Source organism: Acinetobacter sp. S54, assembly GCF_016624945.1.
Lineage (GTDB): Bacteria > Pseudomonadota > Gammaproteobacteria > Pseudomonadales > Moraxellaceae > Acinetobacter.
The window spans coordinates 461,908-483,036 of record NZ_JACVUI010000003.1 but is presented as its reverse complement, the minus strand read 5'-3'; the positions used below and the strand labels follow the sequence as shown (position 1 = coordinate 483,036).

15 protein-coding genes are annotated in these 21,129 nt (G+C 37.6%); 4 read left to right on the top strand and 11 right to left on the bottom strand.

All coding sequences use genetic code 11. From position 1 onward, the window contains the following. Positions 1–2: 2 nt before the first annotated feature. Positions 3–752, top strand: a complete 750-nt coding sequence (locus IAE20_RS07875) for an SDR family oxidoreductase (RefSeq protein WP_200481861.1) — start codon at positions 3–5, stop codon at positions 750–752. A 140-nt stretch (positions 753–892) separates the two neighbouring features. On the opposite strand, the gene IAE20_RS07870 is transcribed toward IAE20_RS07875, so the two are convergent. From IAE20_RS07870 to IAE20_RS07860, 3 genes are all read right to left on the bottom strand, one after another. Further along, positions 893–1,078, bottom strand: a complete 186-nt coding sequence (locus tag IAE20_RS07870; RefSeq protein WP_200481951.1) for a hypothetical protein — start codon at positions 1,076–1,078, stop codon at positions 893–895. Positions 1,079–1,277: 199 nt separating this feature from the next. After that, positions 1,278–1,739 carry a MarR family winged helix-turn-helix transcriptional regulator gene (locus IAE20_RS07865; protein WP_200481862.1) on the bottom strand — a complete coding sequence of 154 codons (462 nt, stop codon included), beginning with the start codon at positions 1,737–1,739 and terminating at the stop codon, positions 1,278–1,280. Positions 1,740–2,005: 266 nt separating this feature from the next. Next, positions 2,006–2,896, bottom strand: coding sequence for a LysR substrate-binding domain-containing protein (locus tag IAE20_RS07860; protein ID WP_200481863.1), 891 nt, complete (start codon positions 2,894–2,896; stop codon positions 2,006–2,008). Between the two features lie 134 nt (positions 2,897–3,030). Between IAE20_RS07860 and IAE20_RS07855 the strand changes: the two genes are divergently transcribed. Continuing rightward, on the top strand, positions 3,031–4,446 hold the full coding sequence (locus tag IAE20_RS07855; protein ID WP_200460264.1) for an aspartate ammonia-lyase: 1,416 nt from the start codon (positions 3,031–3,033) through the stop codon (positions 4,444–4,446). 123 nt (positions 4,447–4,569) lie between these two features. On the opposite strand, the gene IAE20_RS07850 is transcribed toward IAE20_RS07855, so the two are convergent. The 8 genes from IAE20_RS07850 to IAE20_RS07815 all read right to left on the bottom strand — a co-directional run bounded on the left by IAE20_RS07850 (position 4,570) and on the right by IAE20_RS07815 (position 18,976). Beyond that, complete coding sequence (locus IAE20_RS07850) at positions 4,570–6,996, bottom strand: TonB-dependent siderophore receptor (RefSeq protein WP_200481864.1); 2,427 nt, start codon at positions 6,994–6,996, stop codon at positions 4,570–4,572. 83 nt (positions 6,997–7,079) lie between these two features. Continuing rightward, positions 7,080–8,051 carry a FecR family protein gene (locus IAE20_RS07845; protein WP_200460262.1) on the bottom strand — a complete coding sequence of 324 codons (972 nt, stop codon included), beginning with the start codon at positions 8,049–8,051 and terminating at the stop codon, positions 7,080–7,082. 28 nt (positions 8,052–8,079) lie between these two features. Further along, a complete protein-coding gene (locus IAE20_RS07840) occupies positions 8,080–8,595 on the bottom strand; it encodes an RNA polymerase sigma factor (RefSeq protein WP_200460261.1) in 516 nt (171 codons plus the stop codon). A gap of 88 nt (positions 8,596–8,683) precedes the next feature. Continuing rightward, positions 8,684–10,090 carry an efflux transporter outer membrane subunit gene (locus IAE20_RS07835; protein WP_320159390.1) on the bottom strand — a complete coding sequence of 469 codons (1,407 nt, stop codon included), beginning with the start codon at positions 10,088–10,090 and terminating at the stop codon, positions 8,684–8,686. A gap of 12 nt (positions 10,091–10,102) precedes the next feature. Further along, positions 10,103–13,210, bottom strand: a complete 3,108-nt coding sequence (locus tag IAE20_RS07830; RefSeq protein WP_200481865.1) for an efflux RND transporter permease subunit — start codon at positions 13,208–13,210, stop codon at positions 10,103–10,105. After that, entirely contained in the window at positions 13,207–16,302 is a 3,096-nt protein-coding gene (locus IAE20_RS07825; RefSeq protein WP_200460259.1) for a multidrug efflux RND transporter permease subunit, read from the bottom strand. The genes IAE20_RS07830 and IAE20_RS07825 overlap by 4 nt, the downstream gene beginning before the upstream one ends. 5 nt (positions 16,303–16,307) lie before the next feature. Further along, a complete protein-coding gene (locus IAE20_RS07820; protein ID WP_200481866.1) occupies positions 16,308–17,516 on the bottom strand; it encodes an efflux RND transporter periplasmic adaptor subunit in 1,209 nt (402 codons plus the stop codon). A gap of 260 nt (positions 17,517–17,776) precedes the next feature. Further along, positions 17,777–18,976 (bottom strand): MFS transporter, encoded by a 1,200-nt coding sequence (locus tag IAE20_RS07815; protein ID WP_200481867.1) that lies wholly within the window; start codon positions 18,974–18,976, stop codon positions 17,777–17,779. Between the two features lie 311 nt (positions 18,977–19,287). Here IAE20_RS07815 and IAE20_RS07810 point away from each other — a divergent pair, with 311 nt between their 5' ends. Beyond that, positions 19,288–20,286 carry an NAD(P)H-quinone oxidoreductase gene (locus tag IAE20_RS07810; RefSeq protein WP_200481868.1) on the top strand — a complete coding sequence of 333 codons (999 nt, stop codon included), beginning with the start codon at positions 19,288–19,290 and terminating at the stop codon, positions 20,284–20,286. A gap of 134 nt (positions 20,287–20,420) precedes the next feature. Beyond that, on the top strand, positions 20,421–21,119 hold the full coding sequence (locus IAE20_RS07805) for a YcbK family protein (protein ID WP_200460255.1): 699 nt from the start codon (positions 20,421–20,423) through the stop codon (positions 21,117–21,119). The last annotated feature ends 10 nt before the right edge of the window (positions 21,120–21,129 follow it).

Genomic DNA, 21,129 nt, shown 5'->3' with positions numbered 1-21,129 from the left:
GAATGAGTACAATATCTGTAAAACAGGAAAAAGTTATTTTAATTACAGGTGCTTCCAGAGGCATTGGTGCCTGTACTGCAATTTTATTGGCCAAACAAGGTCATAAGATCATTATTAACTATGCAAATAATGATCAAGAAGCTGAACATATTGTAAAAAAAATTCAAATGAACGGAGGGATAGCCACTGCATTTGAGGCAAATATTGGCCATTCAAATGAGGTGATTCAGCTATTTGAGTATGCCTTTGAGACCTATGGTAGATTGGATGTTCTCATTAATAATGCAGGAATCATGTATTTAGATAAAATTGAAGACGTGGATGACCAAAGTATTGATCAGATTTTAGCAATCAATCTAAAAGGCGCAGTATATACCATGCGTGAAGCAGCAAAACGACTGACATATGGCGGTAAAATTATTAATTTATCAAGCAGTGTGGTGGGATTGCGACCTGAAGGATATGGAGTTTATGCTGCTTCAAAAGCGGCAATTGAATCTTTAACTGCTATATTAGCTAAAGAACTTAGAGGTAAAAATATTACGGTGAATGCAATTGCGCCTGGACCAACTGCAACAGAACTTTTTCTAAAGGGAAAAAGTGATGAATTGATTGAACAGCTTGCTAAAGCGGCGCCTTTAGAACGTCTAGGTACAGTAGAAGATATTGCAGTTGTTTTAGCCTTTGCTGTTAATGAAGAAAGTAATTGGATCAATGCGCAAGTACTTCGGGTGAATGGTGGAATTGTTTAAAGCAATGTGAATTATGATCGTAGAGATTCGTGTTGCTGAGCTGTAGCCTACACAACATTGTTGTGTAGGCTACAGTCTTTAGACATCCTATTTAACATAATATTCATTATACGAAGTTATGTATTTTAAGCCTTTGATTATTAATATTTTTTAGGTTGCTGTGATCCGTCAGGATTCTTTTTTGGCAACGGTTTAACGCTAAACACTTGCATCTGTGCACCAAACTTGGTTTGGCTTTCTACAAACTGAATCTCTACTTCTTGTGCATTGTCAGCACATTCAGCGAGTAAGACCCGGATTTGATTGTTAATACTTTTATATTTCAACTTTTGTGACTTTATTAAGAGCTTCAACTATCATAAATTCTGCAAACATTCCTAATATAAATATATTGATTATGAAGCCTTCTAAATAATCTAATTATCATTAATTTTATTAGTTATTGGATGGCTTCATATCATGCCAATGATGTTCATAATGATCCAGTTCTAAGAATAAGTCATTATGAACAATAAAACCTTCAAACTATTCCAGATTTGTCTTTATTATTTTCAACGAATCATTTAAACGTTCAATATCTGAAGGTTTTAATCCTTTAAAACTATCATCAAATAATACAACCGTCATTTCATTGATTTTATTGACCATTTCTTCCCCTTTAGACGTTAATTTGACACGAGTAACTCGATTGTCATTGGGACATAACATCGTCTCAATTAAACATTCCTCACGTAAGCGGATGAGAATTTTGGTTGTAGTTGATATTTTTATCAACGTGGTTTCCGAAAGATCCGAAACGCTTGCATGAGGATGAAGATGGGCTGCCAATAAAATACGTCGTCTGGAATTATCCAAACCATATTTTTTTAAAGAGTTATCCATTTTGGCAACATACAGACCATAGACTTGCGTAATCCAATAATAGGGAAAATTATCTAGACTAAATTCATCATGATTTGGAAAAAACTTGGAATATTTGTTTGACATAAAGTATGTATTCAACCATCAACTATGCAATAAAAGAAATAAAAGCTCAGACCAGCGATAAAACTATCTGCATTCTAGAATACTTATTTTTTTAAAATCAATATGCTACTGTCATAATTTTAGTCGTAATTTAGACGTTTTTTTTAATGCATTTATAAAATCAACCATTCAGTAAAAATAAGTCTATGATCTTCTAGACTTAGTTATTATAACCAAATGGTTTTAAATACCTCTAAACAATTAAATTGGAAAAATTTATTTTTCAATTACAGTTGAACATTTTTTAAAAAAGCCCAGATTTGCTGCAAGGATGCATCTTTATTTAATTTATTCCTTAAAATAAAAATTTCTTGCTGGATACTGAATTTATTATCTGCAAGAATTTTGACCTTATTCATTGACAACTCATCTTCTATCGTAATTCTAGGTAACCATGCGATTCCAGCGCCCTGCATAACAAAATCTTTTAAATTATTTGCATGATCGGTTTCATATAATATTCGATATTCCAATTGATTAATAATCACCTGATCCACTAAATTTCTAAGATAAGCATTTTTACTATAAGAAAGTAAGGGGAAATTTTTATTTATATCAAACTTGGCTTCACCATCTTTATTTATTATAGATACAGGAATAATATCAGTTTGCCCCAGCTTTAAATAATCAATAATATCTCTATTTATTTGGCTAAGTTTATTATGGTCATTATATCCAATGAGAAAATCACATGCACCTTCTTTTAATAGTTTAAATCCCTCGCCAACATTTGCCGCAATTAATTCAATTTTAAATCCCTGAAGATGTTCTGGGAAAATCTGAATAAAATTTGAAAAAAAAGTAGAACTAAGAGAGTGAACCACAGCAAAACGAACAGTAACTTCTTTTGTTTTGTTTAAATTATTTAATAAAGCTAATGTTGCTTGTAATTGATCTTCAATACTTTTAGCGGTCGCGAGCAAGATTTGGCCAGCATCGGTGAACTCAAGATGTCTGCTATCTCTATCTAAAATAGGAAACCCTAAAGCTTGTTCGAGCTGTTGAATTCTTCTCGTAAATGCAGATTGACTAACAAATCGACGTTCTGCTGCTTTAGAAATGGAGCGCTCTTGTTCAAGGGTTAATAGATCTTCAATCCAACGAATTTCTAGGCTCATTTGTATGGTCTTAATGTAAGATCGCAAGATTATAATCACAGTATGCAAAATTTGCATAGTAAATTTAATCTATGCATTAGAAATTATTTCTTACCAATTTTATGATGAATTATCTCCTTTAGATAGACCAAAAAATGAACGCCGAAATTTTAACACGTACAGAAAAAGATCTTTTAGGTTTTCGTGAAGTACCCACTCAATGTTATTTTGGAATTCAAACTTTAAGAGCCATAGAAAACTTTAACTTAAGTTCAAATAAAATCGAACAGTTCCCTCATTTAATTAAATCTTTAGCAATGGTTAAATTCGCTTGTGCGCAGGCAAATAATCAATTGGGTAAATTAGATAATACAAAACTTGAAGCTATTAAATATGCTTGTGAACGTCTTATAAATGGGTCATTTCACGAGCAATTCCCTATTGATATGATTCAAGGTGGTGCAGGTACTTCAACCAATATGAATGCCAATGAAGTAATTGCAAATATAGGACTGGAATCTTTAAATCATAAAAAGGGTGAATATCAATATTTGCATCCAAATAACGATGTAAATATGTCGCAATCAACGAATGATGTCTACCCTACTGCAATTCGTTTAGGATTACTTTTTAGTTTAGATGATCTAAATAAACCATTTGAAGATATTATTGTAAGTTTACGTGCTAAAGGTCAGGAGTTTTCTCATATTTTGAAAATGGGACGTACCCAACTTCAGGATGCAGTACCCATGACATTAGGTCAGGAATTCCATGCCTTTGCTGCAACCCTTGAAAAAGATTTAGCCAAGATTAATAGTATTGCCCCAGACACACTAAACTATATGAATTTAGGTGGTACAGCGATTGGTACAGGCATTAATACTGAATATCGTTATACCCAACTTGCAATTCAGGCGTTGTCTGAAATTAGTCAAAAAGATATTAAATCTGCACCTGATTTGATTGAAGCTACCTCAGATATGGGCGATTTTGTACTTTTATCTGGTTTACTTAAACGTACTGCTACCAAACTTTCCAAGATTGCAAATGACTTACGTTTATTGTCCAGTGGTCCACGCACTGGCATTAATGAAATTAATCTGGAACCACGCCAACCAGGTAGTTCAATTATGCCAGGTAAAGTCAATCCAGTCATTCCTGAAGCAATGAACTTAGTCTGTTTCCAGATCATTGCCAATGATCTAGCGGTCACGTTGGCTGCTGAAGCTGGCCAGTTACAGTTGAACGCAATGGAACCTTTAATTGCGTTTAAATTGTTTGAATCAATTGAGCTCTTATCGCGTGCATTGGTTATGTTTAAAACCAAATGTATTGATACTGTGACTGCTAATGCTGAACACTGCAAAGAACAAGTTGAAAACTCGATTGGGATCGTGACTGCATTAAACCCTTATTTAGGTTATGAAACCACCACTCGCATCGCCAAAACTGCCAACGAATCGGGTTTAAGTGTTCTTAGTTTAATTCGTGAAGAACAACTTTTATCGGATGAAGTGATTGCTGAGATATTAGCGATTGATAATATGGTTAAGCCAAAAGACGCAGCTTAAATTGATAAATATAAAAAACAAAGGAGCTAGTAAAGCTCCTTCGTTTTTACCTAAGATTAATTTACCACGTTAATTTTAAAGCCAATGAGCCAATAATAGTAAATTAATCCACAATATGTTCATTTACCAGTCCACTTTAGCACTTAAAACAAAAGTAATAGGTTCACCTGCCCCTGAGTTCATCCAGTATTTTTTATTAAGTAAATTATTAATATCAGCTCTGAAAGTTACTGGTTTATTTGAAATACGGGTCTGGTAGCCACCACCAATATTAACCAAGGTGTAATCATCAAATTTAATGGTATTTTCATCATCATACCAAGTATCACCATAATGACGTACATCGCCATGTACACTTAAGCCTTCCATATAAGGGATGTTCCAATCAGCCTGAACTACGGCTTGGATCTTTGAAGCTCCTGATGGGCGTTTACCTTTAATGGCTGCATTGGCCTCACTTACTTTTTCAATACTAGGATCATTTAAGTTGATCCCCGCATTTATAGTTAAATCTGGGGTAAATTTATATCCCCCCATCAATTCAAACCCTTGATAAACAGTTTCACCATTTTGAGTAAGGTAAAGCTGACCATTTACCGTTTCATCGATTGTCGCCATACGTTCTAACCGGTATAAAGCAGCGGATGCATGCCATCGATCTTGTTGATATTTCGTTCCAATTTCATACTGTTTACTAATGGTTGGATCTAAATATTGACCTTCATTTGCATATTGCTGACCAGAACCACTTGTGACTTTTTTACCTTCTTCCAATGCTTCTGAATAACTTGCATAAAATGACCAATCTTCAATTGGTTTATAAATTAAAGCATAGGTTGGTGTAACGACTTCTTTTTGATAGGTATTCGCCTGATTATTATAGTTGATATAACGTCCAGCGATAATTGCTTGCCAATGGTCATTAAGACTTAACGTATCACTTGCAAAAACTTGTTTTTGATAAATATTTCCCGAATCTGTTTGAGTAAAGTCCATCGGTTTATCATAGTAAGTGGTTTGTGGTTGATAAATATTGCCTGTAGCAACATTCGCGTCCCAGTTATAGTTTCCATCACGCATTTCTTTTTTTTCAAAAGATCCACCAAAAACTAAATCATGCTTGATAAAACCTGTATTAAATAAACCACTTATCATTAATTGACTGGTATCACGAACGCTTTCCCCGCCTAATTGGTACATGTTTATTGAATAATCACCTTGTTCATTCAAAATATAGGCAAAAGTCTTATTCACAAAATTACGATTTCTAGTTCTTGCCTGAGTAATTTCAGCTTTCCAGTCATCATTAATTTGCCAATACAATCCCGTCTGTGCAAGTGCAGAATGAATCGTATAAAATGCACCTTTTACGATATGTTTATCACTACCATCAATAGGTTTTGGAAGCTTATTACCTTCAAACCCCCACCATGAAAACATTGAGGCTTCATTATCTAAATGTCGATCTTGATAAAGAATCTCCCCTTTCCACACTAAATTTGGCAAAATACGATAATCAAGTGCTAATGCCGTTGCTAAATTGTCAGCATCTGAACCATTATAAGTCTCACCTTTTTCCTTAACGATATTGAACCGATAGCCAAATTGTTTATCCTCTCCGACTCGGCCACCTGCATCCAAACTCGCAGATAAGATACCAGCGCTTCGATAACCTATTTTTGTACTTAGAAGGTTTTCTTCAGTAGGTTGTTTCGTTTGATAATTGATAATCCCACCAGGTGTTGCAAAACCATACATTAAGCCTGATAAACCTTTTAAAGCCATTACATTCTGGGCAAGCTCAACAGGGAATTCTCCTCCCCATGCACTGACCGAATAACCATTCACTTTATAACCATTCGTTTCATCAAGCTTTAAACCACGAATTGAAACTGGTGTGCTCCATCCACTGCTATATGAATTAACTTCTGTGACAATACTTGGATCACCTACAAAAATTTTACCTAAAGAGTTTGTTTGTCTGGTTTCAATCTCTTCTGCTGTCTTCGTGGTAATTGAGTAGGGTGTATCAATTACACTTTTATTGCCTAATACCCCAACGGTATTGATACGCTTTAATGGCGCATCCTGATTTTCGGCCTCTAAAGTAATCGTGGGTAATACAGACCCTGAAGTTCCCGCCAAGCCAGTGCGTTTAAGCTGATTTGCCTCGGACTGTAATGGAGTTAATTTAACAACTTCTTCTTTTTTGGCATTCACTGCCCTTTTTTCTAAACGATAACCGTTTGATGTTTGTTTTATTTGATAATTGGTATTCTTTAATAACTCTGTAAAACCGTCATTAATTTCATAACTACCTTGTATTCCCTGACTTTTAATACCAGACAGCAAGGTACTGTCAAAAATAATATTAACCCCTTGTTCCAACGCATAAAGGTTAAGTACCTGCGCCAGATTTCCAGCGGGTATATTGACCTGTGTTGGAGCTGCATGAGCAAGCAGTGGCAATGCAGCAATTGAGAAAGTCGCTATATGAATCGCTAAAACCAAAGGTTTTGGATTGAGAAATGGACGACGAATAGACCCCATTTTAATTTCCTTACATCATTTATATTTGCCTATTAACTAAGACGTTTCAGAAATTAAAACAGGAAAAAAATTTGATATTGTTTTTAATTTTTTTTAATTACAGTGAATAAACCACCAACAGCATAAGTATCTAGACGAAGTTGATCTTTCAATAATTGCATGGCTGAATCAGGATCATCCAGAGGTAATACCGCATTAACTCGGTATTGGCTTAATATTTTGCGACTATAAATGTATTTACTAGATTGGTAGCTTTCCAGCATGTCTAATACCTGATCTAGCGCCATATCATTCACAACTAATTTTTTACTTTGCCAAGATTTTTGTAAAACATCTGGATGAATGCTTTCTATTTGAATTTGCTCACCATTGAAATTAAATCTTTGACCAGTTTCAAGCACAATAGGTTCAAAGTGATGATGCAATGAATAAATCTTGGTTTTTGATTCAATCATGCTAACACGAACCTGATTATGATCGTAGTTGACAATAAATTTTGTCCCAAGTGCCTGTACTTGAATATCACCTAAATCAACCACGAAAGGCCGTGCATGATCTTTGGCAACATTAACCAGAATATTACCTTCAAACAAATGTATCTTTCGTTGATCAAGGTTGTATTGCAGATTATAAGCCGTTTGTCCTGCCATCTGAATTGAGCTTTGATCAGACAGAATATTATTCTGCCATTGCTGTGCTTGAGTAGAATGATCTGCATTCCAGCGCTGATAAGGCAGTTGCGAAACAATCCAAGCAGTGATCACAGCAATGATTAAACTGCTTCCCCACAACAAACTTGCTGATTTCTTCTTGGTGCTTCTTTTTCTTAAAATATTATTTTGAATAATTGGATGTTGGGATCGAACACTTTGCGCCTTGAGTACATCCATTTGATTTAAAAATTGTTGTAGCTCTTCAAAGGTTTTTAAGTGTTCAGGACTTTGTTGTTTCCAGCTTTCTAATTGGGCCAAATCATCCTGAGAATAATGTCCTGAACTTAATGTGATCAACCATTCTGCTGCTTCATCTACAAGTTGTTGGTCAAGTTTTGACATGAAAATTCGTCTTATTATAAGGATAGATTTATAGATCTGATTTTAACACAGCATAACAATGGCTTAATGCTTTAACTAAATCATGGTGAACGGTTTTAGTACTGACGTTTAATTGATGTGCAATATCGACTAGACTTAAGTCATCAATATAATGCATGAGAAATGCAAGTTGTTGTCGTTCAGCCAACCCATCCAGAACTTGTGCAAGTGTATTCAGTATATCAATCGCGAGTATCGTTTGTTCTGGACTAATATCGTAGGTTAAATTTTGCTGAGTTAAATATTCCAGATATGCCTGTTCTATTTTTTGATGCCGCGCCCGATCAATTAAAATTCGTTTTGCCGTGGTGGTTAAATATGCCTTGGGCTGTTGAATTTCTAGTAATCCCTGACTACGGATCAGTTTAGTAAATGTATCCTGCAAGACATCTTCGGCATTTTCAGCCGAGCCTAGTTTTTTATACAACCAACCATATAACCAGCCATAGTGAGCTTTATATAGCTCTGCTATATAGTGGGTGATAATTTGTTGATTTGCCGTCATGAGAGTAACGCCACATCGTCAGAAATGTGGCTAATGTATCAGTAATGAGAATTACTATCAATTTTAATTAACATTAATTTTTACTACACTATTCGAGGTCCCATCCTGTTCCTAATGCTGCAATTAATTGCATTGAATTCATTAACTGCCGCTGTTGTAATTCAAGTCGTTCTTGTTCAGCTTGTAAACGCAGGTTTTGAGCCGTGACAACTTCTAAATAACTCACCAGCCCCGAATTATAACGCTGAGTCACGACACGTTCATTTTCACTGGCTAGATTGAGTAATTGGACTTGTTGAATCGCTTGTTGACTTAAACTTGTGGATTGCAACAAGCTATCCTCAACCTCTTTCCACCCTGTTAAAACTGCGTGCTTATAAGCTGCTAACTTTTCGTCATAATTGGCCTGTGCCTGATCTATTTCAGCTTTTCGTTTTCCACCTTCAAATACTGTCGCTACGGTACTCAATCCCATCGACCAAAGATAATTAGGTGATTGAAAAAGCTGTGAAAATAAATTGCTATTGGCGCTTGCGTTTAAACCAATACTGACATCAGGAAGCCATGCTGTTTGTGCCAGCCCAAGCTGTGCATGCATGGTAGCCAATTCTCGTTCACTACGAATCACATCTGGTCGTTGTACGAGTAAACGACTTGGTATCTCTAAAGGAATCCTAGGCACATGAAATTGATAGGGTTGCTTGGCGAGTTGAAACTTTGCGACGGTTTGACCCAGTAATACAGCAAGTATATTTTCTTGTAAATTGCGTTCACGTTGTCGTTCAATTCGTTGAATTTCAACTTGTTTAAGCTGAGTTTCTGCCTGAATGACATCGGCACGGGCAATCATGCCTGCCTGATATTGATTATTTAAAATCTGAACAGATCGTCCATAGCTTTGTTCTGTTTGCTTAAGTACATCAAGCTGTAAATCCAGTAGTCGAATATTCCAGTAACTTTGGGCAGCTAAAAGCTGCTGGTTGAGTTTAACCGCGGCTAAGTCAGCCTGTGAAGCGTCGAGATTAGCTTGTTGCGCTTCAATGCTCTTAGCAACCCGCCCCCATAAATCCGGTACCCAGCTTGCTTGTATAGCAGCGCTAAATTGATTATTCACTTCACTGTTTTTACTGCCGTTACGATTTGCTCCACTTTCTATACTTAACGTCGGTAACCGTGCCGCACGTTGTACATCGAGTAAAGCATTCGCACTGCGATAACGTGCTTCAGCCTGCTTTAATGTAAGGTTTTCTGCATCCAGTTGCTCAATCAAACTATTCAGTTGAGCATCATGATAAAGTTGCCACCACTGAGATCTGTTTATTACCAAATTTTGAGTTTGCACCCAATCTAGATCTGCATATTTATAATGTATATCTGCCTGAATCAGAGGTTGATGATACACTGGTGGACGTGTCACGGTATTTGAGCCACACCCAATCAATAACAATGCCCCGCCAAAAATTATTATATGTTTAGATAAAACTGAAATTATCACGTTTCTATTTTCCTATCTATTTTTATAGCCAAAGGCCTTGGTAATGTTGAATTGTTTAAGCATCTGAGTCAGTCTCTCTAAAAGCAAATACATCACAGGTGTGGTATACAGGGTTAATAGCTGACCTAAGGCCAAACCACCAACAATGACCACGCCTAAAGGCTGACGCAATTCAGAACCTTCACTTGCACTGAGTGCCAATGGAATAGCTCCTAGTAAAGCTGCGGTATTCGTCATTAAAATAGGACGAAAACGTAATGCAGCAGCAGATAAAATTGATTCAAATGCTGTTTTCCCCAAACGACGTTGCTGCAAGGTAAAATCGATCATTAAAATGGCATTTTTTACTACAATGCCGATCAGCAAAAACATACCGAGTAAAGCAATCAGGGTAAATTCAAAGTTAAATAGCCAAAGCGTTAATACCCCCCCTAAAGCCACAGCTGGAACAGTCGATAATATAGTGAATGGATGAATCAGGCTTTCATAGGTCACACCTAAGACGATAAAAATCAGCACAATGACCGCTACAAGCAAAACAGGTGTACTTAAACCCGCTTGTAAACTTTCAGCCTCCACATCTTTATCTGTGGCGACAAAAATTTGATTCGGAAGCATAACTTGTGGCAATACACCACGAATTGCCGTATCAGCTTGCTCAGTGGTATAGCCATGTTTGAGTACATAACCAATCCCCATTGCAGCATATTGATTGCGTCGATATACGCGATCATTGGTGATCCCATAAGACCATGTAGCAAAATTAGTCAACGGAACATATTCACCATTTTGATTAGGAACCTTTACATTTGCCAGTGACTCAGGGTTTTCTGTAAAACGTTTATCAACTTCCATGACTACATGAAATTGATTAGTCTGATCATAAATAGTCGAAATTTGTCGTTGCGAAAATGAATTGTTCAGCACGCTTGAAATACTTTCGATATTAACGCCTAGTCGCCGTGCTGCTTCACGATCAATATCTAGCGTGACGTGTTGTGCCCCTTCATCGCCAAGCGTTTCCACTTCTTCAAGTTCGGGTAATTTTTGCATTGCTTGTGCAACTTTAGGTGCCCATTTTCGAAGTAATGCAACATCATCTGATTGTAATAACAGCATATAATCCTGACCACTATTTCCAGAAAATGGATCATCCAGCTCTAGGTCTTGCTGTACTCTTGCCGAAAAAATAGCGCCTGCTAACCACGGAGCATTCTGGCGAATTCGTTCAGCAATTTCATGTGTAGTTTTTCCTTCGCGCTCTGCTTTTGGCTTTAAGCTAACCATAAAGAAAGAGTTAGTCGTTCCACCCGCGCCCCCAGAGGTTCCAATTACATCTTTTATTGCGGGATCCGCTAATAAACTTTGGCTAAATGTCGTAATCTTGGGTTGCATAATTTGAAAAGAGAAACCATCATCCCCCCGGATAAAAGATTCAATACGCCCTGTATCTTGTTCAGGTAAAACCCGTTTAGGCAAATTCTGATATAAATAAACAGAGCCTGCTATCGCACCTAGCCAAAGCAATATCACCAAATATGCATGACGTATGATCCATTGCAGTGATTGGATATAATGATGAGTTAAACTTTGCATCATCTGCTGGCTATAGCGATAGAACGCTTGATCGTTCTGTGTATTTAAAGGTTTCAGACAGCGTGCCGATAAACTGGGGGTCAAAACCAGAGAAACAAAAACAGAAAGAATAACAATAAAAACCAGTGTCAGAGAAAATTCACGAAATAGCCGTTCAATCACTCCTCCCATAAATAGCACTGAAATAAAAATAACAATGAGCGCTAAATTCATGGCGACTAACGTGAATCCAACCTCCCGGACTCCTTGTATAGCCGCATTAAATGGACTTTGTCCCTGTTCGATGTGTCGTTCAATATTTTCAAGTACCACGATGGCATCATCTACTACGAGTCCAATTGCCACAATGACTGCCATAATGGATAAATTATTAAGAGAAAAACCCGCCAGATAAACTAAGCTTGTTGCACCAATTAACGTAACTAACATAGCAATTGTCGGCACAATCGCACTTTGTAATCGTCCCAACATAAGTGCGACTACGATTACGACTAACATTATGGAAAAAAGTAACGTATCACGCGCTTCTTTTAACCCTGCATGAATAATTTTTGAACCGTCCATAACCGTTGTCAACTGAGCATCCGCAGGTATCAGAGCGTTTAATTCGGGTAGCCTTGCTTTAATTTTTTCAATCGTTGCGATGGTATTAGCATTAGGTTGTCGGCTAATTTTAATAATTACCGCAGGCTCACCATTATGAAAACCGCTGACATACCGATTTTCAACAGAATCCTCCACTTCGGCGACATCTTTAAGTCTAACGATACCTTGCGGTGTTTGATGGATAATTAAATTTGCAAAATCTTGAGCATCCTTTAAATGGCTTGAAAGTGCCACTTGCCAGCGATTTTTTTTATTCTCAATTACTCCTAGCGACTGAACAACGTTACTTTTTTCAACAGCCTCTCGCACTTGTTCCAAAGATATCCCTTGAGACATCAAAGCATTTGGATTTAACACCACACGAACCGCAGGCAATGAAGCACCATCAATTTCAACTTCTCCCACACCACTGACTTGGGCTAGATTGGGTTGCAATTGGTGAGTTGCCAATTCATAAAGTTTACCTGCAGATAAATACTTGGAACTAAGTGCAAGATAAAAAATTGGACTTTGACTCGGGTTAATCTTGAAGTATTCGGGAGGACTAGGCATACCTGATGGCAACTGAGATATCGCTGCATTAATAGCTGCCTGCACTTCTCGCGCAGCTTCATTAATATCTGTATCCAGATCAAAATGCAGAATCACCTGTGTCGAGTTTTGACTACTCGATGAATTAATTGCTTTGACTCCAGACACCCCCATCATGGCACGCTCCAAGGGGGTCGCGACTGTAGCAGACATACTTTCAGGGCTAGCCCCGGGTAAACTTGCACGTACTACGATGGTTGGAATATCCGCTTGAGGCAAAGCTGCCACAGGTAAACGAAAATATGCCAATATACCCAATAAGCTAATCGCAATCGCCAGTAGTACACTCGCAACCGGACGATGAACAAATAAAGCAAAAATATTCAATGGATTGCTCCCGACTTATCAATCGGTTCAATCGTTTTTTTCTGCTGCGAATACAGTCGTTGTAATCGATCAAAGAATAGATAAACGACAGGTGTGGTAAATAAAGTGAGGACTTGACTCAGGATTAGCCCCCCAACCATAACTATTCCTAACGGTTGACGTAATTCAGCACCTGAACCAGAGGCCAGCATTAAAGGAATTGCACCGACAAGAGCTGCCAGCGTGGTCATCAGAATAGGTCTAAAACGCATTAAGGCAGCCTGATAAATCGCTTGTTCAGGAGTTAAACCTTCATTACGTTGTGCTGCCAATGCAAAATCCACCATCATGATGCCATTTTTTTTGACCAAACCAATCAGTAAAATAATCCCGATTAGCGCAATCATATCGAGGGGCTGATTCACCATAAAGAGCGCTAATAATGCACCAATAGCAGCAGAAGGCAGCGTGGACAAAATTGTAATGGGGTGAATAAAGCTCTCATACAATATTCCCAGTACAATGTACATCGTTACAATAGCCGCAATCACCAACCACAATGTATGTTGCAGTGAATTTTCAAAAGCCGCAGCAGCGCCTTGTAAATTAAGATTAATTTCAGCAGGCAATTTTAACTCCCGTTCCACCCGATCAATGGCCTGTATTGCTGCACCTAGTGAAACGCCTTGAGCCAAATTAAAAGAAATGGTAGTTGCAGGAAATTGCGATTGTTGTTGTAAAACACTGGCGACTCTTTTCTGTTCAATACTTGCGATAGCACTGAGTTGTATGGCTTCACCGTTGGCATTGTGAATATATGTCTGGTTTAAAGCATCGAGACCTTGAGTGAGCGTTGGATTAAGTTCAAGTACAATTCGATATTGATTTGATTGCGTATATAAAGTAGCAATCTGACGCTGTGCAAATAAATTCTGCAATGCCAAACTAATGTCTTCAACAGAAAGTCCTAAACGTGCTGCTGTATCTCGATCTATATCAATATATGCTTGTAAGGCTTGCCCACCATCTTCACTGGTCACATCTGAAAATTCAGGTTGCTGTCTTAAAGCCTCCACCAACATGGGGGTCCATTGTTGCAGATCTAATGTTTTCGCCGCGCTCAGACTAAGTTGATATTGTGTACGACTAATTTTATCTTCAATACTAAGTTCCTGAACAGGTTGCATCCAGCCATGAATCCCATGTACCTGTACAAGTTGATTTCGTAAGCGATCTATCACCTGCTGTGCTGAATCTCGTTCAGCATGAGGTTTTAAATTAATTAAAATACGTCCATTACTCAATTTAGGATTATTGGCATCTATACCAATAAATGAGGACAAACTTGCAACTGCTGGATCTTTTAAAATCTGTGCTGCTAAATTTTGCTGACGTTCACTCATGGCCTGAAAAGAAATATCATCTGGTGCTTCAGTGACCACTTGAATCACGCCGCTATCCTGTACAGGGAAAAAACCTTTGGGAATAACCCAATACAAAACTCCAGCCAAAATCACCGTACTTAGCATAACCGCAAGCATCAAGCGCTGATGTTTAAACACCCATTCTAAAGCGCGTGCATAGCGATTAATAATATGATCCAGACTCCAGCGACTATTCGTTTGAATGTGTTTATTTTCTTTGAGCAAATAGGCACACATCATTGGCGTCAGAGTTAAAGACACCACTAAAGAAAGTGCAATCGCTGCGGCTAAAGTGACTGCAAACTCATGAAATAAACGTCCAACAACATCTCCCATAAATAGTAATGGAATCAATACTGCAATTAAGGAGATGGTTAAGGAAATAAGGGTAAATCCAATTTCTTTAGAACCTTTGAGTGCTGCTTGTAGTAAATTCTCACCTGCTTCCCGATGCCTTGTAATATTTTCTAGCATTACAATCGCATCATCGACCACAAAACCAGTAGCAATGGTCAGCGCCATCAGTGTCAAGTTGTTTACAGAAAAACCCAGGAAATACATCAATACAAAAGTACCAATAATTGAGAGTGGCACCGCAATACTTGGAATGATGGTAGCTGACAAATTCCTTAAGAAAAGGAAAGTCACCATCACCACGAGACACACTGCAAAAACCAGCTCTTTTTGCACATCACGAATTGAACTACGAATGCTTTCAGTACGATCAGTCAAAACTCGAATTTTCACATTTTCAGGTAGATTCTTTTGCAGTTCAGGCAAAATTTTCTTGATTTGATCTGCAACCTGAATCACATTGGCATTAGGCTGGCGTTGTACATTCACTAAAATAGCAGACTGGCTATCTGCCCAAGCTGCCATATAACGGTCTTCGCTTCCTTCCTGAATCTGAGCAACATCTTTGAGGCGGATTGGAGCACCATTATTCCAGCGCAAAATCAAATTTTCATAGTCAGCAATCGATCGAATCTGGTCATTTGCATCCAGCATCGTAGTTCGATATGGACCATCAAAACTGCCTTTAGGCTGGTTAGCATTAGCAGAATTAATCGCTGAACGAACATCTTCAGCACTCATTTTATAAGCTGCCAATGCTGTTGGGTTCATTTGAACACGTATAGCAGGACGCTGCCCACCTGCAAGACTCACCATGCCTACCCCTGACAACTGCGACAATTTCTGTGCAATTCGGGTATCTACCATGTCATAAACAGTAGTTAGAGGCAGTGTGTCTGAACTAATTGCTAAAGTAATCACAGGCACATCGGCCGGGTTTACTTTTCGGTAGACAGGTGGCGTCGGTAGATCATTGGGCAATTTACTACTTGCCGTACTTAATGCCGACTGAACTTCTTGTTCAACTACACCTAACTCAGCACTCAATTCAAACTGTAAAGTAATGACAGACGCACCGACAGAACTGTTTGAGGACATCTGCTTGAGTCCAGCAATTTTGCCCATTTCACGTTCGAGTGGTGCTGTAATCGTTCTTTGAACCGTATCTGGATTAGCACCTGGTTGAAAGGTATAGACCTGAATAATAGGATAATCGACTTGCGGTAATGCCGAAACAGGTAAAAAACGCCAAATAAGCAAGCCGCTAAACAAAAGGGCCAGCATCAATAAAGTGGTGGCAACAGGTCGCAGAATAAAGAAACGGGAAATATTCATTGGACTTAACCACGTCCTGTTTTTGCTGTTTTGGATGAAATCATTCCATCTTGAACAATTTGAGCTTCTTTTCCTTCAGAAAGACGATCTATACCCTCTAAAACCACCCGTTCATTGCCTTTTAATCCGTCTAAAATTTCCGTCTGTCCATTAGAAGTAATGCCTAATTTAAGCATACGGATTTCAGCTTTATTATCCTGATTAATAATATAGACATATGTACCTTTAGCACCGTTTTGAATCGCATCTGTTGGAATATTGACTGCATTTTGAATGGTCTGCGCATTTAAGCGCACATTGACAAACTGATTTGGGAATAAGGCATCATTACGATTTTCAAACACAGCTTTGATTTTTAAAGTGCCTGTATTTGTATCAATTTGATTATCAAGTGCTTCTACATGACCAATAGCAAGTTGTTGTTTTTCCGAGCGATCCCAAGCAGTTACTTGAACGTGTTGGTTTTTTTGTATACTTGCGCGTAAAGTATCCAAATAATTTTCCGCAACTGAAAATTGTACATAAATCGGATGTACCTGCGTAATACTCACCAATCCTGCTTCTTCATTGGCTTGAATTAAGTTTCCCGCATCCTTTTGTTTAAAGCCCACTCGCCCCTCAATTGGTGCATAAATTCTGGTATAGGCGAGTTGCAATTTTGCTGCATCAACTTGCGCCTGATTCGCCTGAATCTGACCTTTAAGCTGATTGACCAAGGCTTGTTGTTGTTCAACTTGTTGTCTGGCGATAGAATCTTGTTTAAATAGTAATTGATAACGCGTAAGTTCACTTTCAGCATTACGTAATTGAGCAAGATTTTGCTGTTGTGTGCCTTGTGCTTGCGCTAAAGCAACTTGAAATGGCGCTGGATCAATTTGCGCTAAAAGCTGACCCTTGGTTACATATTGCCCATCCTTAAAATAGATCTTTTGTAGAACACCTGACACCTGACTTTGAACTTTAACCAAATGTGTTGGGACAACTGTGCCTATGGCTTTAATTTCTAGCTGCATGTCAGTCTGCTGTACAGGTATCACTCTGACTGGAACTGGCTTGCTCCATTGACTGTATTCTTGTACAGGAACCTGACTGGATTTCCACCAATAAACTGCCAATGCGATCGCCAATATAACCACAAGGAGTAGCACAAACCATTTCGTATTTTTTGGGAGAGTTCGAGATTTTTTTTCAACATTTAACGGTTGTTCTATCATTACATTCACTTAAATCGGTATCAATATTGATCAAATAATTTTCATCCCGCTTCCCCTTTAAAGCATGCTTAATAGGATGAAAATTGCATTTGTATTAACTAAGACGTTTGAATCAGAGAAAAAGGATCAATCTTCTTGTAAGGAATTGTATATTATTTTTAAAAATGATTCTCATTATTATTAAAAACAGCTTAATTTTTTCAATAAAAACTAAGAATCCGATAAATTCTTTTGTTTTTATTGAAAACAATCAGAGATTTCTATTGATTTGATGCAATCCATTTAGTTTGAATATTGATACGTTTAGGGATAAAAATGAGCGACAACAAGAGTAAAACTGCTGCAATCCAGTAAGGTAGTTCATTTTTATAGTGATAAAGCAGAGTTGCAATGAAGGGTGAAACCAGCATCGACATTCCTTGGGCAGCAGAAATTAAGCCTGATGCAGCTCCCTGTTCATGCGCGTCGACCGCTAGCGAAGTGATCGTATTGACCATAGGCATAATTAAACCGCCACCAACACCCATAATCACAGCACTGAGAATAAAGAAGAATAATCCATGGGTAAGGGTGAACATAATTGTGCCCAATGCCATGCATAGCATCCCTATGCCCAATAAAAATAAATGTCGATTGGGTTTTAATTTAGAAATCAGCACTTGTACAATAATTAAAGTCAAACCAACCGCGCTCAAGGTCATGCCTGCAACAGCTGCACTTTGTTGCTGCGTTGCCAGATGTAAGTGGTCTTTGCTAAAGAAACCGATACACATATTGAAGGTAAAAATACAGTTCATAGTTAAAAACATCACCAACACTTCAAACCATATTCGCGAATCGCTCATCTTTAAGCTGGTTTTTTCAGTAACATTTGAAATAAGTTTGTCACTTTCTTGCACTTTAAAATGAGTCAACATAAGGGCAAATAAAGGGAGGATAGCGGCAAAATAAAAAGCGAAACTTAAGTCAAAACTAGAAAGTAGTCCACCGATAAAAGGTCCAAGAAAAATAGCAATACCTGCTGCTGCACCCAACATAGCAATCTTTGAAGCACGTTCTGCTGGCTCATAATGATCTGCAATATAGCCTACCATCACTGGATTAATACCTGAGAAAAACGAAGCAATAATACAGCGTAAAATCAACATAACCAGTAACATGGTCAAAATACTAAGAGGATGTTGAAGTGTGTAACCAATAAAAACAGCCCAAATCATATAAAAGATAAAAAATCCCAATGTGAGCGGCAATAAAACTTTCTTACGGCCTATTTCATCACTCCGCTGCCCCCAAAATTTTGCACTTAACATCCAGAAAAAACCTGAAAGGCTAACAATCAAACCCGCATGCCACTCTTGTAAACCTTGCGTTCTGATTACAGGCCCAATCACAGGAAGAATCATCATAAATGCCATTTGTAGCAACATATAACTTAAAAATAACACTTTAATATTATTCATTTTTACCTGCTCTATCTTTAATTGTGATTGATCATTAAATTATTCAATAATTAATTGTAATGATAATTATTATCATTTAAAAGCTTTTTCTCTTCTTCTTTAAATCCATTTTCTCAATAAAATGATCTGCAATAAAACAGGAACAGCAATAATTCAATAACAAAAACTTCTCTTATCATTCGCATAGACACCTTAATATATTATTTTAAAGGCTCTAGATTATTTTTTATCTCTACTTAACGCATTTAAATCATATACTTAATCTATAACGATTCAATATTTATCAATTTTTAAACCGTAAAGGAATCTTCATGACCACATTGCCTAATCGCATGCGACATATTGAAATTACAGAATCAGGCGAACCAGAGGTTTTAAAAATTGCTGAAGCAGAAATTCCTCAACCCGAATCCAGAGAAATCTTAATTCAGGTTAAAGCTGCTGGCATTAATAGACCTGACGTATTGCAACGTAAAGGTTTATATCCTATGCCCAAAGGTGTTACCCCTATTCCGGGACTTGAAGTTGCGGGTATTGTCGTAGCAATCGGTAAGGATGTTCAGAATTTTAAAATTGGCGATAGAGTTTGTGCCCTCACCAATGGTGGTGGGTATGCAGAATACTGTGTAGTCCCTGCAAGCCAAACACTTGCTATCCCAGAAAATCTGAACTTTGTTCAGGCAGCAGCTATACCTGAAACATATTATACGGTTTGGGCAAATTTATTTGACATTGGTCAGCTAAAAACAGGTGAAACTGCATTGATTCATGGCGGAGCAAGCGGTATAGGAACGACAGCTTTATCGCTCTGTCACGCATTGGGCATTCCAACTTTTTGTACGGTTGGTAATGATGATAAAGTCAACCAACTCCAAGGCATGACCACCGCAATCAATTATAAAAAAGATGATTTTGAAAGCGTTATTCGAGAAAAAACCAATCAAAAAGGTGTCGATGTCATTTTAGATATTGTTGGTGCAAAATACTTTACTCAAAATATGAATTTACTAAAACGAGATGGACGTTTAGTTATTCTTGGGTTTATGGGCGGTCGTATAGCAAAAGAATTTGATTTACAACAACTTATTTTAAAACGCGCAAAGGTTACAGGTTCAACCATGCGCGCCCGAACTGATCAGGAAAAAGCTGAAATTACTCAATCGTTAAAACAAAATGTCTGGCCTTTATTAGAACAAGGTAAAAGTTTGCCTATCATCCATAAACAATTTGCATTTGAAGATGTTGCTAAAGCCCATGCATTGATGGAGCAAAGTGATCATATTGGTAAAATTGTACTTGAATTAAACTAATTGTTAATCAGGGAAGTGCAATGTACTACCCTGATATCTTTATAAATTGCTCGCATGATGAATATCATTTTTATACCTTTCATCAAATCAATTAATGTTATATTATAACATTAATTAAAATTTAAGATGTATCCATGATTCTTGCTAAATATCTATCTTGGCTTAGTGTTTTAATACTTGGATTGACAGCTTGTACCCAGCAGTCTCCACAACTTTCATCTCCTAAAAAACCATTGCCTATTCCAGCAGAAGCTCAAAAAACTCATAAAAGAACGCCCGTTTCTTATTTTGTCTGGATTGCACACCCACACAATGCTGAAAGAGTCAAAAACTATAAAAACTTTTTACAACAGCAAGGCGTACAATTGGTTGTTCCTGATTTTGAATTCTTACGTTCAGCGCGTGGCTGGCAAGACTGCAATTATGAGCAATATGACGTGCCAGAACAAAGCGTTTGGGCAAATATTGTTCCTACGCTCAACTTATTATCGACTTTAATCAAAAGTGACGTCTTGCAAAATTTTGAATTAACCTCAAGTTATCGCTCACCAGTTTTAAATAGCTGCGTGAATGGAGCAAAAACGTCCAGTCATATGCAAAATGCAGCAATTGATTTTCGGATAGGCTCAGAAAATCCTGATACGAATGAGGCTCTTGAAATAACCAACAGTAAGCTTAAATTATGTAAATTTTGGCAAACCGAAGGACAAAAATATAATATGGGTTTAGGCGTATACAGTACTGGACAAATCCATATTGATACCAAGGGCTTTCGAACATGGGGGCCAGATTTAACTTGGCATAGCTCTATATGTGCTGAAAAAATTCCTTAATAAAACCCCT

Bases quoted from the DNA above. Each gene is read 5' to 3' on its own strand.
- IAE20_RS07825 (WP_200460259.1), bottom strand. From the start codon at position 16,302: ATGAATATTTCCCGTTTCTTTATTCTGCGACCTGTTGCCACCACTTTA.
- IAE20_RS07845 (WP_200460262.1), bottom strand. From the start codon at position 8,051: ATGTCAAAACTTGACCAACAACTTGTAGATGAAGCAGCAGAATGGTTG.
- IAE20_RS07815 (WP_200481867.1), bottom strand. From the start codon at position 18,976: ATGAATAATATTAAAGTGTTATTTTTAAGTTATATGTTGCTACAAATG.
- IAE20_RS07820 (WP_200481866.1), bottom strand. From the start codon at position 17,516: ATGATAGAACAACCGTTAAATGTTGAAAAAAAATCTCGAACTCTCCCA.
- IAE20_RS07805 (WP_200460255.1), top strand. From the start codon at position 20,421: ATGATTCTTGCTAAATATCTATCTTGGCTTAGTGTTTTAATACTTGGA.
- IAE20_RS07840 (WP_200460261.1), bottom strand. From the start codon at position 8,595: ATGACGGCAAATCAACAAATTATCACCCACTATATAGCAGAGCTATAT.
- IAE20_RS07865 (WP_200481862.1), bottom strand. From the start codon at position 1,739: ATGTCAAACAAATATTCCAAGTTTTTTCCAAATCATGATGAATTTAGT.
- IAE20_RS07875 (WP_200481861.1), top strand. From the start codon at position 3: ATGAGTACAATATCTGTAAAACAGGAAAAAGTTATTTTAATTACAGGT.
- IAE20_RS07810 (WP_200481868.1), top strand. From the start codon at position 19,288: ATGACCACATTGCCTAATCGCATGCGACATATTGAAATTACAGAATCA.
- IAE20_RS07850 (WP_200481864.1), bottom strand. From the start codon at position 6,996: ATGGGGTCTATTCGTCGTCCATTTCTCAATCCAAAACCTTTGGTTTTA.
- IAE20_RS07855 (WP_200460264.1), top strand. From the start codon at position 3,031: ATGAACGCCGAAATTTTAACACGTACAGAAAAAGATCTTTTAGGTTTT.
- IAE20_RS07860 (WP_200481863.1), bottom strand. From the start codon at position 2,896: ATGAGCCTAGAAATTCGTTGGATTGAAGATCTATTAACCCTTGAACAA.